13 protein-coding genes, 1 tRNA gene and 1 pseudogene are annotated in these 14304 nt (G+C 70.0%); 8 read left to right on the forward strand and 7 right to left on the reverse strand.

Annotated features, from left to right (window positions below; translation table 11 throughout):
• Positions 1 to 184 precede the first annotated feature (184 nt).
• Positions 185 to 955, reverse strand: a complete 771-nt coding sequence (locus tag Q9G87_RS58985; protein WP_305925441.1) for an SDR family oxidoreductase — start codon at positions 953 to 955, stop codon at positions 185 to 187.
• Between the two features lie 79 nt (positions 956 to 1034).
• On the opposite strand from Q9G87_RS58985, the gene proB reads away from it, so the two are divergent.
• The 4 genes from proB (at position 1035) to Q9G87_RS59005 (ending at position 5655) form a co-directional block, all read left to right on the forward strand.
• Entirely contained in the window at positions 1035 to 2153 is a 1119-nt protein-coding gene (proB, locus tag Q9G87_RS58990; protein ID WP_305925442.1) for a glutamate 5-kinase, read from the forward strand.
• 32 nt (positions 2154 to 2185) lie between these two features.
• On the forward strand, positions 2186 to 3490 hold the full coding sequence (locus Q9G87_RS58995) for a glutamate-5-semialdehyde dehydrogenase (RefSeq protein WP_305925443.1): 1305 nt from the start codon (positions 2186 to 2188) through the stop codon (positions 3488 to 3490).
• Between the two features lie 67 nt (positions 3491 to 3557).
• Positions 3558 to 3734 (forward strand): hypothetical protein, encoded by a 177-nt coding sequence (locus tag Q9G87_RS59000; protein ID WP_305925444.1) that lies wholly within the window; start codon positions 3558 to 3560, stop codon positions 3732 to 3734.
• Positions 3735 to 3816: 82 nt separating this feature from the next.
• Positions 3817 to 5655, forward strand: a complete 1839-nt coding sequence (locus Q9G87_RS59005; RefSeq protein WP_305925445.1) for a serine/threonine protein kinase — start codon at positions 3817 to 3819, stop codon at positions 5653 to 5655.
• Positions 5656 to 5799: 144 nt separating this feature from the next.
• Here Q9G87_RS59005 and Q9G87_RS59010 read toward each other — a convergent pair whose 3' ends face one another.
• Complete coding sequence (locus Q9G87_RS59010) at positions 5800 to 6831, reverse strand: M48 family metallopeptidase (protein WP_371826013.1); 1032 nt, start codon at positions 6829 to 6831, stop codon at positions 5800 to 5802.
• Positions 6832 to 6918: 87 nt separating this feature from the next.
• Between Q9G87_RS59010 and nadD the strand changes: the two genes are divergently transcribed.
• From nadD to Q9G87_RS59030, 4 genes are all read left to right on the forward strand, one after another.
• On the forward strand, positions 6919 to 7536 hold the full coding sequence (gene nadD, locus Q9G87_RS59015) for a nicotinate-nucleotide adenylyltransferase (RefSeq protein WP_305925447.1): 618 nt from the start codon (positions 6919 to 6921) through the stop codon (positions 7534 to 7536).
• Between the two features lie 92 nt (positions 7537 to 7628).
• Positions 7629 to 8024 (forward strand): ribosome silencing factor, encoded by a 396-nt coding sequence (gene rsfS / locus Q9G87_RS59020; protein ID WP_305925448.1) that lies wholly within the window; start codon positions 7629 to 7631, stop codon positions 8022 to 8024.
• Positions 8025 to 8100: 76 nt separating this feature from the next.
• The gene (locus Q9G87_RS59025) at positions 8101 to 8730 is read left to right on the forward strand and encodes a histidine phosphatase family protein (RefSeq protein WP_305925449.1); all 630 of its coding nucleotides are present in this window, start codon (positions 8101 to 8103) and stop codon (positions 8728 to 8730) included.
• 181 nt (positions 8731 to 8911) lie between these two features.
• A tRNA-Ala gene (locus Q9G87_RS59030) sits at positions 8912 to 8987 on the forward strand.
• Between the two features lie 305 nt (positions 8988 to 9292).
• On the opposite strand, the gene dctA is transcribed toward Q9G87_RS59030, so the two are convergent.
• The 5 genes and pseudogenes from dctA to Q9G87_RS59050 form a co-directional block, all read right to left on the reverse strand.
• A complete protein-coding gene (gene dctA, locus Q9G87_RS59035; RefSeq protein ID WP_305925450.1) occupies positions 9293 to 10600 on the reverse strand; it encodes a C4-dicarboxylate transporter DctA in 1308 nt (435 codons plus the stop codon).
• A gap of 228 nt (positions 10601 to 10828) precedes the next feature.
• On the reverse strand, positions 10829 to 11524 hold the full coding sequence (locus tag Q9G87_RS59040) for a glycosyltransferase (protein WP_371826014.1): 696 nt from the start codon (positions 11522 to 11524) through the stop codon (positions 10829 to 10831).
• 2 nt (positions 11525 to 11526) lie between these two features.
• Positions 11527 to 11877, reverse strand: a pseudogene (locus Q9G87_RS61255) (glycosyltransferase family 2 protein); the annotation flags it as partial.
• Between the two features lie 460 nt (positions 11878 to 12337).
• A complete protein-coding gene (locus tag Q9G87_RS59045) occupies positions 12338 to 13612 on the reverse strand; it encodes an extracellular catalytic domain type 1 short-chain-length polyhydroxyalkanoate depolymerase (RefSeq protein ID WP_305925451.1) in 1275 nt (424 codons plus the stop codon).
• A 157-nt stretch (positions 13613 to 13769) separates the two neighbouring features.
• Positions 13770 to 14060 (reverse strand): hypothetical protein, encoded by a 291-nt coding sequence (locus Q9G87_RS59050; protein ID WP_305925452.1) that lies wholly within the window; start codon positions 14058 to 14060, stop codon positions 13770 to 13772.
• Positions 14061 to 14304: the final 244 nt, after the last annotated feature.

Consider the following 14304-nt stretch of genomic DNA (forward strand, 5'->3'; position numbering starts at 1 on the left):
GAGGGCGGCCGGCCTGCGTAGCGGGCTCCGGCCGCTCCGGCCGGGCCGCCTGGGTTTCCACCAGGTGCCGAGCGGTTGCGGGCGCCGTGGGTGGCCGCGCGGGGTGTGGGGACAACCGGGCACGTGGAGCGGCGCCGAGAGGGCGCCCTATGCGTCGCCAGATGGGTGCGGGGGTGGGAGCGGTTTACGAGCGGAGGGCGGCCTCGGCGCCGCCGTCGGCGTACAAGATCTGGCCGGTCATGAAGGAGTTGTCCGCGCTCACCGTCCACGCCAGCAGGGACGCGACGGCCGAGACCGGACCGGGGAAGCCCAAGGGCTGAGGCATCGCGGCGGCCACAAGCTCGGTCGTGGCCGGGTCGGCCAGGAGCGTTCTGCGGGCCGTCTCCGTGTCGACCACGCCCGGCGCCACCGCGTTCAGCGGGATGCCCGCCCCCGCCCAGTCAGGGCCGACGGCGGCGCTCCGGAGCCACTGGTTGAGTGCGCGCTTGCTGGACGGGTAAACGATGCGGCCTTGCCCTGCCTCCACGACCGCGGCGGCGGCGGTAGCCGCGGCCTCCTCGTCCAGGGCCAGGCAGGCGTCGACGATGCTCTCGTCCGCGGCCACGATCGCGCTCAGCGAGGACACCGCCACCGCGCGGGGCCGGTCGGACTCGGTCAGGAGCGGACGCAGGCCCTCCAGGGTGGCGAGGGTGCCGAAGAAGTTGAGCCGTACGGTGAGCGGGGACGGCAGGCCGACACCCGCGACGGCGACCACGCCGTCGATCCTTCCGCCCGACGCCGCCCTGACCTGCGAGGTGAGCCGCTCGCGCCCCTCCGTGACGGCCAGGTCGGCGATCACTTCGGCGTCGCGCACGTCACAGCGGATCACCCGCGCTCCGGTGGCCGCCAAATGGCCGGCAGTGGCCGCGCCGATGCCCGAGGCGGCGCCTGTGACGACATAGGTCCGTTCGCTCATGAGTCAATGACTACATTCAATGAAGTGATTCAGTCAATGCAGTAATGTCCGGAACCATGGCTCAGATAGGCTTCGAGACGTGCGGGAACAGATCAGCTCGGCGTCGAAGGTCGTTGTCAAGGTCGGCTCCTCCTCGCTCACCACCTCCCAGGGAACGATCGACGTCGATCGTGTGGACGCCTTGGTGGACGTGCTGGCGGCGAGGCGCCGCGCCGGGACGCAGCTCGTCCTGGTCTCCTCCGGGGCGATCGCGGCGGGCCTCGGCCCGCTCGGGCTGAGCGCGCGACCGCGTGACCTCGCCACCCAGCAGGCGGCCGCCTCGGTCGGCCAGGGCGTGCTGGTGGCCCGCTACACCTCCTCCTTCGCCCGGTACGGCCTGCGCGTCGGCCAGGTCCTGCTGACCGCCGACGACATGATGCGGCGCGCGCACCACGTCAACGCCCAGCGCACCCTGACCCGGCTGCTGGAGCTGGGCATCGTGCCCATCGTCAACGAAAACGACACCGTGGCCACCGACGAGATCCGCTTCGGCGACAACGACCGGCTGGCGGCGCTGGTGTCGCACCTGATCAGGGCGGATGCGCTGGTGCTGCTGTCGGACGTGGACGCGCTCTACGACGGCCCGCCCAGCCGGGGCGGTGCCCGCCGGCTGGCCGAGATCCGCGGCCCTGAGGACCTGGCCGGCGTCGAGCTGGGCAAAAACGGCGCGAGCGTCGGCACCGGCGGCATGGTGACCAAGGTGCAGGCCGCCAGGATCGCGACCGGGGCCGGTGTCCCTGTGGTGCTCACGGCGGCCGCTCACGCGGCCCGGGCGCTGAGCGGGGCGGACGTCGGCACCTACTTCCACCCGGGGGGTCGCCACCCTGGCACGCGCCTGCTCTGGCTCGCGCATGCCGCCACCGGGCGCGGCCTGCTCCACCTCGACCAGGGCGCGGTCGAGGCCATCGTGACGCGCCGCAAGTCGCTGCTGCCTGCCGGGGTGACGTCCGTGGAAGGCGACTTCGCCGCGGGCGATCCGGTGGACCTATGCGGGCCTCAGGGGCTCGTGGTGGCCCGCGGCCTGGTCAATTTCGACGCCGCCGAGATTCCCGGCCTGCTCGGGCGCTCCACGAGAGAGCTGGCGAGCGCCCTCGGACCGGAATACGAACGCGAGCTCATCCATCGCGACGACATCGTCATACTGGAAGCCCACAACTAACCCGTAGAGGTCCTGGACAGCGGAGCGTAGCCATGAGCACAGAGTTCCTGAGGGTCGCCCAGGCGGCACGAGAGGCCGCCGCCGAGCTGGCCCCGTTGCCGCGGGCGCCGAAGGACCGGGCGCTGCGTGCCGTGGCCGACGCCCTGGTCGCGCACGCGGCCGAGATCGTCGAGGCCAACGCCAAGGACGTCGAGCAGGCCAGGGCGCAGGGCACGTCCGAGGCGATGATCGACCGGTTGCGGCTCGACGAGGCCCGGATTGCCAAGATCGCCGACGCCGTGCGCGAGGTGGCCGACCTGCCCGACCCGGTCGGCGAGGTCGTCCGTGGCTCCACGCTGCCCAACGGGCTGGAGTTGCGCCAGCTCAGGGTGCCGCTGGGCGTCATCGGCATCATCTACGAGGGCCGTCCCAACGTCACGGTCGACGCCGCCGCGCTCTGCCTCAAGAGCGGCAACGCGGTCCTGCTCAGGGGCTCCTCCAGCGCCTACTCCTCCAACACGGCGCTGGTCCGAGTCATGCAGGACGCGCTGGAGGCCACCGAGGTGCCCGCCGGAGCCGTCCAGCTGGTGCCCGGGCAGACCCGGGACTCCGTCAAGGAGCTGATGCGGGCTCGCGGCCTGGTCGACGTGCTGATCCCGCGCGGTGGCGCGTCACTGATCAACTCGGTGGTCGAGGAGTCGACGGTGCCGGTGATCGAGACTGGCGTCGGCAACTGCCACGTCTACGTCGACGCCGAGGCCGACGTGGACCTGGCCGTGCAGATCCTGGTCAACGCCAAGGCGCAGCGGCCGTCGGTGTGCAACGCGGCCGAGACGTTCCTGGTGCACGAGGGCGTCGCGGACACGTTCGTGCCCAAGGCGCTTGAGGCGCTCGCCGAGGCAGGCGTGACCGTGCACGGCGACGAGCGGATCACCCGCCACGGCTCCGGTGTCGTGCCCGTCACCGAGGACGACTTCTCCACCGAATACCTCTCGCTCGACATCGCCGCCGCCGTCGTCGGCTCGCTGGAGGAGGCGGTGGCGCACATCAGGCGCTACGGCTCCGGGCACACCGACGCCATCGTCACCCGCTCGCAGCAGGCCGCCCGTAGGTTCGTGGCGCTGGTGGACTCGGCGGCCGTGGCGGTCAACGCCTCGACCAGGTTCACCGACGGGGGCGAGTTCGGATTCGGGGCCGAGATCGGCATTTCCACGCAGAAGCTGCACGCGCGCGGCCCGATGGGGTTGCCCGAGCTGACGTCCACCAAGTGGGTCTACACCGGTGATGGGCATATGCGCACGTCAGAAGGCACGGTGATGGCGGCGGCATATGGCGACCGAGCCCGCCTCACGGAGTGAGGCCATGAACACGCTGACCGGCGTGTCGGCCTGACCGGCGCCCCTCGCCCCGGCTTGACTGGGAGACATGGACATTGTCGTCGCCCTCGTCTTCTCGGCCGCGGTGTTGTTCGGCGCCGACCGGCTCATGCTCTGGCTGGAGAGCCGCGGCCACGTCAACTGGCGCAGGAAAGGCCGCAGGCGGCTGTCGGAGGAGCCCACGGCCGGGCTCGACGCCATGCTCTCCGACCACACACGTCGATAAACCATCGGCGTGCCTCGAGCGGCAACTCGTATCCCGGCGCTAGGGTTGTGTCCCTTATGGGCGCGCCCGGCGGGGAGGGACGGTGAGCAAGCTCGGCAAGGTCGGGCCGTATACCCTGGTCGAGCGGCTCGGCCGGGGCGGGATGGGCGAGGTCTACCTTGCGACCATCCGCCGGGGCGAGCGCGTCGCGCTCAAGGTCCTGCACGATCTGGCAGAGGACGAGACCTCGCGCATCAGGCTCGAGCGCGAGGTCCGCGCGCTGCGCAGGGTCGAGAGCCCTTACGTGGCCAAGGTGCTGGACGCCGATCTCAACTGCGCGCGACCTTACCTGGTCATGGAGCACATCGAGGGCGCCACGCTGCTGGAACAGGTACGCCAGAGCGGACCTCTCGACGTCTCCCACCTCGTTGACATGGCGCAGGGCATCGCCGCGGCGCTCGCGATCATCCACGCGGCCGGGGTCGTGCACCGCGACCTCAAGCCGGGCAACATCATCATGGGCACCGAAGGGCCCGTGCTGATCGACTTCGGGATCGCGCAGGTGCTCGACGCGACCCGGCTGACCATGACGGGCACGTTCCTCGGTACGCCCGGCTACACGGCTCCGGAGATCTTCGCCGACGAGAACGTCGACTCGCCGGCCGACGTGCACGCGTGGGCGGCGACGGTGGCGTTCGCGGCCACGGGGCGGCCGACGTTCGGGCGAGGCACGGCTGAGGCGCAAATGTACGCGGTGCTGAACGGGCAGGCCGACCTCAAGGGCGTGCCGGTCGCGTTGTTGCCGCTGGTGCGGGCCGCACTCAACCGGGAGCCGGGCAAGCGGCCCACGGCGGCGCTGCTGGCCGACCGGCTCTCCCGGCTGGCCAAGGCCACCAGCGCCACGGAGCCCGAGCCGCCCGCGGCCCCCGAGGCGGTCGAGGAAGCAGGCAGGTCGACGCCGGCGCGCGGCCGCACCACCGACGAGGCGGCCGCCAAGTCCGCCCGCGGCAGGCCCAACAACACGGGCGCAGACGGGAAGGTGCCCGCGCCGCGCCGTCGCCCGGCCGCCGACGCCGGCCGTACCGGCACGGACGGCAAGGGAGCGGCGGCACGCGGCCGCGCCGGCCAGGACGGGGCAGCCGTACGCGGCCGCACGGGCGCGGACGAGGCCGCGGCCCGCCAGCGCTCGCCCAGGACGGGCACGGCGGCGGACGGGGCCGTGGCGCGAAGCCGGATGGACGGGACCGTGGCACGCCCCCGGACGAGCGCGGACGGGAAGGTGCCCGCACCGCGGAGCCGGGGGAGCGCCGACGGGAAGAACACGGGGCCGCGCGCCAAGATGACCACGCCGCGCCAGAGCGCCGCGGCGGCCGTCCGGAGCAGGGCCAAGCCGCAGAGCAAACGCACGACGGAGTCCCACACCACGCTGCCCGCGGGCAATGGCGCCCTGCTGCTGCTCGCGGTGCTGGCCGTGCCGTGCGTGGTGACCTCGGTGATCTGGCCGATCGCCTCCATCGCGATCACGACCGTGTTCGTGGTGCTGACCAGGACGTTGTGGATGAGCCACTGGCTCATCAGAAACCGCAGCTCGCCGCGTACGCGGGTCGCGCTGCGCGTGCTGCTGTTCCCGCTGGCCCTGGCCGGGGCGGCGGCGACCGCCGTGGTGTGGCCGGGCGTGCCCGTCGCGGTGGCGTCGGGCGGAGCGCTCTGGGTGACCGGAGGCGGTCAGATCGACACCGACTGGTGGCAGCAGCCCGCTCCCGTGACGGTGGCAGGCGTGGTGTTCGGGATGCTGTGCGGAGGCATCACCGGGCGCGAGATCGAGCGGATCGGCGGCCGGCTGCCTGATCTCCGCAGAGAGGGGCTGCGCGCGCTGGCCGTGCTCGGCGGGTTCGTCGCCCTGTGCGCGGCCGCCGTGCGGGCACTCGCCCTGCTGCTCTGACCTGCGCCGTTCGCCGATGCGTGTGCCGGTTCGGCGACCTGCGCCGTTCGCCGATGCGTGTGCTGGTTCGGCCCGCCGCCCGGCGATCGGGCGGCGGGCCGGACGCGGCCGATCAAGCGGGATCGGGCGCGTACGGCGATCGGGCTAGCCCTGGCCGCCGTCGCGGCGCGAGAAGCGGTTGAAGATGCGCTCGCCCGCGTTGACGGCGCCCTCGGCCACGTCGCGCAGCACGCCGATGAACGGGTCCTGCGACTGTGACCAGGATGCGCGGTAGGACTCGGCCGCCGCCTTGATCTCGTCGGTCACTCGTGCGTTGGGGTCATCCTCGCGGCGCGGGTAGTCGCCGCCGATGATCCGGTCGTACTCGCCGCTGCGCTGCCACTTGTCCAGCTCCGCCACGCGCACCACCGCGAACGGGTGGGTGGTGCCGAGCAGGTTGAGCACCTTGAGGAAGCCGTCGCGAAGGTCGCCCGCGGTGTCGTACTCCTGGTATTGCTCCAGGAAGGCCTCGATGTTCATCTCGTGGGTGTAGTCGCCGCCGGCGAGCTTCATCAGCGCCCTCTTGCCCGCTTCGGGGTCCTGGCCGACGAGCAGGCCGCCGCGGTCGGAGGACAGCTCCGACTTGCGGTACCACTCCTCCAGGCCCGCGACGATCGCCCGCAGGCCGATGTAGCCGAGCGGGATCCACGCGACGCGGGCGGCGAGCATGGTGAGGATGTCGAGCATCGTCCGGTAGACCGCGTGCCCCGACAGGATGTGCGAGGTCTCGTGGCCGATGACGAAGCGCTGCTCCTCCTCGTTCATGAGGTTGAGCAGACCGGTGGTCACGACGATGAACGGGTCGTCGAAGCCGATGGCCTTGGCCTGGACCTGCGGGTCCTGCTGGACATAGACCTCGGGGATCCGATGCAGATCCAGGATGTACGCGGCGTCGCGGCCCATGTCATAGACCGAGCGGAACTGTGTTTCGCTCACGCGCACGGCCGAGGCCAGATACATCAGGCGCAGGCGGCGCTCGCTTACGAGGCCGGACATCTGCTTGAGAACCGTGTCGAACCCACTCAACTTACGCAGAGCGACCAGCGCGGACCGGTCTGCGGGGTGTTCGTAGGCTCGAGACGAGATGCCGGGCAGTTGGACGCGGTTGCGGTCCGGGGTGGTCGTCATGCCCGGCATGCTACGTCCGCAACGGAAGTGATGCGCGGCCATCGTCAAGGGGGGTGCCATCATGTTGTCGTAAGGTGTCCGCGTAAGGTCCGTTTCATGATGAATGCGCCTGGTGTGCAGGGGATTAGGCGAGTAGGAGTGATGGGCGGGACGTTCGATCCCATCCATCATGGACACCTTGTCGCGGCCAGCGAGGTCGCTCACCACTTCGAGCTGGACGAGGTCGTTTTCGTGCCGACCGGTCGCCCGTACCAGAAGTCGGAGCGCGAGGTGTCCGCCGCCGAGGACCGCTATCTGATGACGGTGATCGCGACCGCGTCGAATCCCCGGTTCTCCGTGAGCAGGGTGGATGTGGACCGGCCGGGACCGACGTACACCATCGACACTTTGCGCGATATTGCCGAAATCTATGGCCCGCAGGTCGAGCTCTACTTCATCACCGGCGCCGACGCGCTCGAGGCCATTCTCGGCTGGCAGAACGCCGACGAGCTGTTCGAGCTGGCCCACTTCGTCGGCTGCACGCGTCCGGGCCACACCCTGCACGATCCCGGGCTGCCTGCGGGAAAGGTCACGTTGCTGGAGATTCCCGCCCTGGCCATCTCCTCGTCGGAGTGCCGGCAGCGCGTGGCCAAGGGGGAGCCGATTTGGTATCTGGTGCCGGACGGAATCGTCCAGTACATCAACAAGCGGGGGCTGTATCACGGCCAGGGGTGAACGGATCTGTGCCGGTACGTGAGGGGTTTCGGGCCGGAAGGGTACCCTCAACATAAGGGCATGCTGCCGACACAGGAGGACAGACCCGCATCGTGACCGCATCTGACAGATCCGTCCAGCTCGTGCGCATCGCCGCGGAGGCGGCGGCCGACAAGCTGGCCGATGACATCCTCGCCTACGACGTGAGCGAACAGCTCGTCATCACCGACGCCTTCCTGCTCTGCTCCGCCACCAACGACCGCCAGGTCCGCGCCATCGTCGACGAGATCGAGGATCGGCTGCGCACCGAGGCCGACGCCAAGCCCGTGCGCCGCGAGGGCGAGCGCGAGGGCCGCTGGGTGCTGCTCGACTACATCGACATCGTCGTGCACGTCCAGCATGAAGAGGACCGCACGTTCTACGCGCTCGAGCGCCTGTGGAAGGACTGCCCGGCCATCTCGCTGCCGGAGAGCGTCATGCAGGCCAACCTCCAGCGGGCGCGCGCGTGAGTGACCGGAGCGAAGCAACCATCAGACGCAGGAGCCATGCTCATGCCGATTTCGCGCCCTTTGGCGAGGAAGCTGCATGAGCAAGCGCATTGTATGCCTGCGACATGGGCAGACGTTGTGGAACGTTGAGCAGCGGTTCCAAGGACACTCCGACATCCCGCTCGACGAGACCGGCGTCGCGCAGGCCGCCAGGGCCGCGTCGCTGCTGGCCTCGCTGCGGCCCACGCTCATCGTCTCCTCAGACCTGCAACGGGCCAACGACACCGCGCTGGCGCTCGGGCGTGTCGTCGGGCTCGACGTGGCGGTCGACAAGGACTTCCGCGAACGCGGCGGCGGCCAGTGGGAAGGGCTGACGCGTGAGGAGATCGCCGCCCGCTGGCCCGTGGAGTACGCCGCCTGGGACGCCCCGGACGGCGAGTCTGTCACGGACGTCGCCGCACGCGTGGGGGCGGCCATGCGCCGGTGGGCAGGCCGGCTCGACGACGACGGGCTGCTGGTCGTGGCCTCGCACGGCGCCGCGCTCCGGCTCGGCATCTGCGAGCTGCTCAGGCTGCCCGAGGAGCTGTGGCCGGCGCTCGGTGGGCTGGGCAACTGCTCCTGGTCCGTGCTGCAGGAAGGGCGCAAGGGCTGGCGGCTGCTCGAGCACAACGCCGGGACCCTGCCGGAGCCGGTCCACAGCGACGACCGGCCGGACGCCGAAGCATAACGACCCCGTACGGCTCGGGGGCCGTACGGCGGCGGATCTCGGAGCAGTCCATCGACGGCGGCCTCCGTCGTCTCCCGCACGGCCTGGCCAGAGCACGGACGGGCGGCGCGATTAGGCGAATCGGCGCGGATGGCTATATGCTCTCGGAGCGCCGCAACGGGTGGACTCGTAGCGGTGACCAGGGGCTATAGCGCAGTTGGTAGCGCGCCTCCATGGCATGGAGGAGGTCTGGGGTTCGAATCCCCATAGCTCCACCAACATTCCGTATTCAAACATACGGAACAGATCGTCAAAGGGCGGTCGGAAGGCGCCATCGCTGACCCGGCCGCCTTTGATCTTTATATGGGTGAAGAGTGCCTTGTTGAGCCGGGTTCGGTCGCGGGCGGTGCCGACCCGCTAGGCGTCGCCGGACCCGGCGCAAGGGTCTTGGCAGTTCGCAGAGGCACAACGACGGGTACACCTGCCGTCGACCCGTTGGCGATGGACACCGCGCACCTGGCAGGACCGGTGCGCGGCGCACATACGGCGCGGCGATGTCAGGCCCGAACTCGGGTGGGCGGTCCTAGGCCGGCACGGTCGCAGGCTCCTCCTCCGTGCTTGTCGGGGCGACCTCCTGGCCGTCCAGGACCTTCGCGGCACGGTCCTTGTCGATGTCGCCCTCCCAGGCGGCGATGACCACGGTGGCCACCGAGTTGCCGAGCAGGTTGCCGGCCGCACGGGCCATGCCCATGAACCAGTCCACCGACAGCACCAGGACCAGGCCCGCGACCGGGATCGTCGGAATCGAGGCGAGCGTGGCAGCGAGCACCACGATGGCCGAGCCGGGGATGCCGTGTGCGCCCTTGGAAGTGACCAGGGCCACGAGCAGCACCACCAGCAGGTCGCCGATGGACAGCGGCACGCCGGTGGCCTGCCCGATGAAGACGGCGGCGAGGGTGAGGTAGATCGAGAAGGCGTCCAGGTTGAAGGAGTAGCCGGTCGGGATGACGAGGCCGACCGTGGACTTCTTGATCCCCATGTGCTCCAGCTTCCGCATCACCTGCGGGAGCACGCTGTCGGACGAGGCCGTGCCCAGGACGACCAGGACCTCCTCGCGGAGGTATCCGATCAGCTTGAAGATGTTGAACCCGGCCAGCCTGGCCACGAAACCGAGAATCACCACGACGAAGATCACGACCGCGGCGTAGAAGAGCACGACGAGCCAGCCCAGCCGGACCAGGGCGTCGCCACCCGAGTTGCCCGCGGTGACCGCCACCGCGCCGAGCACGCCCAGCGGGGCGAGCCGCACGATCAGCGAGACGACCTTGAACAGCACCTCCGTGGTCGCCTCGATGAACTGGCCGACCGGGCGCGCCTTCTCCCCGACCAGCAGCAGGCCGCAGCCGAACAACACGGCGAACAGCAGCACCTGCAGCACGTTGCCCTCGGCGAAAGCGCCCACCACCGAGGAGGGGATGAGCCCCAGGATGAAGCCGACCGGGCCGCCTTCGGCGAGTTTGGCGGCGTTGTCCTGTTGGGTCGCGAGCTTGGAGGCGTCGAGGGAGGCCGGGTCGACGCTCATGCCCGCGCCCGGCTGGAAGACCAGGGCGAGCACCAGGCCGAGTATCAGCGCGATGGTGGTGATGACCTCGAAGTAGATGATCGTCTTGAGGCCGACCCGGCCGACCCGCTTGAGCTCGCCCGCTCCCGCGATGCCCGCGACGACCACGCAGAACACCAGCGGTGTGATGACCATCTTGATCAAGGTGATGAAGCCGTCGCTGAGGGGTTTGAGCTCGGCAGCGAAGGCCGGGAAGAGCAGGCCTACCGCAGCGCCGATGACGGCGGCGATGAGGACCTGGCCGAACAGAGAGGCGACGAACCTTCGCACAGTGCTCCCTATGCCACGCGCCCGCGGTCTCCCGCACGCACGCTCGGGAGTGGCCGCTCGAGCGCCATTGCTGATCGGGGGTTACGACGGATGTACGGTAGGTGACTTTCCCGTCGTGGATAGCACCCTATGGACGGGCAAATGCGCCGTCTAGGGGACGAAACGCACTCGAAACCTAGATAACAACGAATTTACGAAACTCGACAAAGGTTGTGGAGGCGTGTCTGGTCAGCGGCCTTTCTCGTACGTGAGGAGGCCGGGGGACAAGCGCAGGGGGACCATGATCAGCTCGACCGCCATGGCCTTCCAGGCGTAGTAGAGGTTGACGGCCTTGTTCAGGTAGACGAACGGCAGGTTGAACAGGACCTGGTGGAGGGGGAGGCGGCGGCGGCCGGCGGCGTAGAGGAGGGTGGGAGTGGTGAGGAGCAGCTCACTGCCCGCCCACCACGTCATTGTGCGGGCCACCGGCTCGTGCAGGGCCAGGGTGAGGATCAGCGGGGTGGCCCACCACAGCGGGGCGAGGAGGATCTCCAGGAGCGCGATCACGATCCAGGTCGCCAGCATGGGCTTGCGGGTGAGGAGGCGCGGGAGGTGCAGGCGGACGTTCTGCATGAAGCCCGCCATCCAGCGCCACACCCGCTTGCGGAGGTAGGTGAGGGTTTCCGGGTCGGCGGCCCAGGCCATGGCGTCGGAGACGTAAACCGCCTTGCGGCCCTCCAGTTGCTGGCTCCAGGTGAAGTCCATGTCCTCGACGATGGTCCGCTCGGGGAAGCCGCCGAATGCCGCGAGGGTGCTGCGCCTGAACACCGAGCAGCAGCCCGAGCAGACCATGGGGCTGTTGGCCAGTTGCTGGATCGGGCGGTGCCAGTGGAAGCCGAAGAGGTATTCGGTGGATCTGCCGCGCTCCCAGGGGTGCGGGCGAATCGGGTCTGCACGTTTCCCGCGGCCACGCCCACCTCCGGGTCGTCGAAGGCGGGCTTGATGCGCTCGATGTAGTCAGGGGCGAGCACCGTGTCGGCGTCCACGGCCAGGACGAGGTCGGTGTCGCAGTGAGGGAGCGCGTGGTTCTGGGCCTTGGCCTTGCTTCCCAGGTTGCGGGGCGGGCGAAGGACCGTTGCGCCGTGGGCGGCGGCCACCTCGCTCGTGCGGTCGGTCGAGCCGTCGTCGATGACGATGACCTTCTCGGGCGGGACGGTCTGGGCGGCTATGGATCGCAGGGTCGCGGGGAGCCCGTCCTCCTCGTTGTGGGCCGGGACGATGACCGTGAGGGTCTTCACCTGCGCCTCCTTCGCAGCTTGAGAGCGATCAGGGTGACCAGGCCGACCATGGCGTAGATGATCAGGCTGAACCCGAGCGTGGGCGGGCCTCCGGGCATCTCGTGCTTCCTCTCGACGGGAGGGTGTGGTGGTGGGCGTCGTTCGTGCTGGTCGATGTGGCAACGAGGATGCCGGGCCGGCCGGGGTCGTGATGGGGGCGAATCGCATTCTGTGGATGCCGGGCGAAGGTGGGAATCGTCCTGTGGACAAGCGGCTCAGTGGCGTGCTCAAGGCGGCCTGGCGTGGCCCCGTGGTAGCGCCGCAATGCCGGTGCCCGGTGCTCGGCGCCCGGCGCCCGGTGCTCGGCGCCCGGTGCTCGGCGCACGGTGCTCGGCGCCCGGCGCTCGGTGCCCCGCGCCCGGTGCCCGGCGCCGGGTGATCCGGCGCCGGGTGATCCGGCGCCGGGCGGACAGGGGGATCGTCAGGTGCAGGCGGCCCCATTGAGCGTGAAGGCCGGCGGCTTGGCGGTGTTGCCGTTGTGTGTGGCCTGGAAGCCGAACTGCGTGGCGGCGCCCGCTGCGAGGGTGCCGTTGTAGCCGACGTTCCTGGCCGTGACCTGGCCGGAGTTGGGAGAGAGCGTCGCGTTCCACACGGAGGTGACCGTCTGGCCGGCGGGCAGCGTGAAGCCCAGGGACCAGGAGGACAGCTGCGTGGTGCTCGTGTTGGTGATCGTGACGGCGGCCGTGAAGCCGGTGTTCCACGTGTTCATCGTGTACGTGACCTGGCACGCCCCCGGCGGCTGCGGACTCGGTGACTGCGACGGGCCGCCGCCCCCGGTGTTCAGCCCGAGGAACGCGATCGCGGCGGCGGCCATCCCGCCCATCGGCAGGTTGTGCCCGACGCCCTGAAGGCTGATGCCCTCGACCGGGACGGTGGTGCCGGTGCCTCCGTACCGGGTCCGTGTCCAGCCGGACTGGGGTTGGTCGGTGAGGCTCGGGGTCTGGCTCAGGCCGTGGACGTTGGTCCACTGCTTGATCTGCTCCTGGAAGTTCGGATAACGCAGTGTGGAGTCCTCGGTGCCGTGCCACACCTGCATGCGCGGACGGGGGCCGCTGTAGCCGGGGTACGCGGCGCGTACCAGGTCGCCCCACTGCTGCGGGGTCATGATGCGCTGGCCGTTGGCGCACTGGCTGTTCCAGCTCGAGCCGTCCGTGGTGGCGAAGCAGCCGAAGGGCACGCCCATGAACGACACGCCTGCCTTGAACACGTCGGGGTAGGCGCCCAGCAGCACGTTCGTCATCATGCCGCCGGAGGACGCGCCCGTGGCATAGGTACGCTCGGGGTCGGTGTTGTAGCGCTGCTGGACGTACCTGACCATGGAGACGATGCCCACCGGGTCGCTGCCGCCGTCGTGGCGCAGCGCCTGCGGCGAGGAGACGTCGTAGCAGGAGCCGCTTCTGGTCGCCGACGGGTAGATCACGATGAACTTGTGCTGGTCGGCCAGCGCGGCGAACTCGGTGCCCGAGTAGAAGGCCGGGCCGGAGCCCGTGCAGTAGTGGACGGCCACCAACAGTGCCGGGCGGGCGGGGATTCCGTCGGGGACGTAGAGGTGCATGCGTAAGTTGGTGGGGTTGGTACCGAAACCGGTCACCTCCGTCAGCTGCGCCGAGGCCGCCGGCGGCGCCGTGATCAAGCTCGCGATGACGAGTGTCACCGCGGCGATCACGGCGCCCGCGATGCGGGCTGTCACCTTCATGGGACTCCTCTCTTCTTTTGGAAACGTTGCGAGTAGGCGATGAAAGTTTCATACTGGCAACGTGCCTGTTTGAGCTCCTGTGAGTGTCCCTTTGTGCGCTCCATCAGGGCATGAATCAAGCGGTGAACGGTACGAAACTTTCGGCGAGCGGTCGTCCTCAGGCCGTGAGCGCCGCCGCCGCCGCGAGCTCCCGCCACCACCGCTCCCGATGCGTGGCACGCAGCAGGCGGTGGTGCAGGCGGTGCAGGACCTTGGCGTTGTGGGTGTTGACCTCGAGCTCCTCGGCCCGCGCCAGCTCGCGCAGCGGGCGGCCGTGGCAGGTGGAGCAGCCGCACGTGCCCGCGCCGAGCCGCTCGACCGGCACGAACTCCAGCCGCTCCGGCACGAACGCGCTGCGTGCCCCGCCCCGCCGCCACCCGCCGCTCGCCGCGTGCGGCTCTGAGCTCATGGTCGCGCTTGCTGCGGCCTCCGTTGGCTCGTCCCTCGCTCTCTTCGGCCTATCGCGCCGCCCGTGTTCATGGTCGCGCTTGCTGCGGCCTCCGTTGGCCTCGTCCCTCGCTCTCTTCGGCCTATCGCGCCGCCCGTGTTCATGGTCGCGCTTGCTGCGGCCTCCGTTGGCCTCGTCCCTCGCTCTCTCCGGCCTATCGCGCCGCCCGTGTTCATGGTCGCGCTTGCTGCGGCCTCCGTTGGCC

Origin of the sequence: Nonomuraea turcica, assembly GCF_030718205.1 — a bacterium.
Classification (GTDB): Bacteria; Actinomycetota; Actinomycetes; order Streptosporangiales; family Streptosporangiaceae; genus Nonomuraea.

Excerpts from the sequence above, each read along its gene's own strand:
- Q9G87_RS58995 (WP_305925443.1), top strand. The coding sequence starts at position 2,186 with ATGAGCACAGAGTTCCTGAGGGTCGCCCAGGCGGCACGAGAGGCCGCC.
- Q9G87_RS59000 (WP_305925444.1), top strand. The coding sequence starts at position 3,558 with ATGGACATTGTCGTCGCCCTCGTCTTCTCGGCCGCGGTGTTGTTCGGC.
- Q9G87_RS58985 (WP_305925441.1), bottom strand. The coding sequence starts at position 955 with ATGAGCGAACGGACCTATGTCGTCACAGGCGCCGCCTCGGGCATCGGC.
- Q9G87_RS59025 (WP_305925449.1), top strand. The coding sequence starts at position 8,101 with ATGAGCAAGCGCATTGTATGCCTGCGACATGGGCAGACGTTGTGGAAC.
- Q9G87_RS59045 (WP_305925451.1), bottom strand. The coding sequence starts at position 13,612 with ATGAAGGTGACAGCCCGCATCGCGGGCGCCGTGATCGCCGCGGTGACA.
- Q9G87_RS59050 (WP_305925452.1), bottom strand. The coding sequence starts at position 14,060 with ATGAGCTCAGAGCCGCACGCGGCGAGCGGCGGGTGGCGGCGGGGCGGG.
- nadD (WP_305925447.1), top strand. The coding sequence starts at position 6,919 with ATGATGAATGCGCCTGGTGTGCAGGGGATTAGGCGAGTAGGAGTGATG.
- Q9G87_RS59010 (WP_371826013.1), bottom strand. The coding sequence starts at position 6,831 with ATGCCGGGCATGACGACCACCCCGGACCGCAACCGCGTCCAACTGCCC.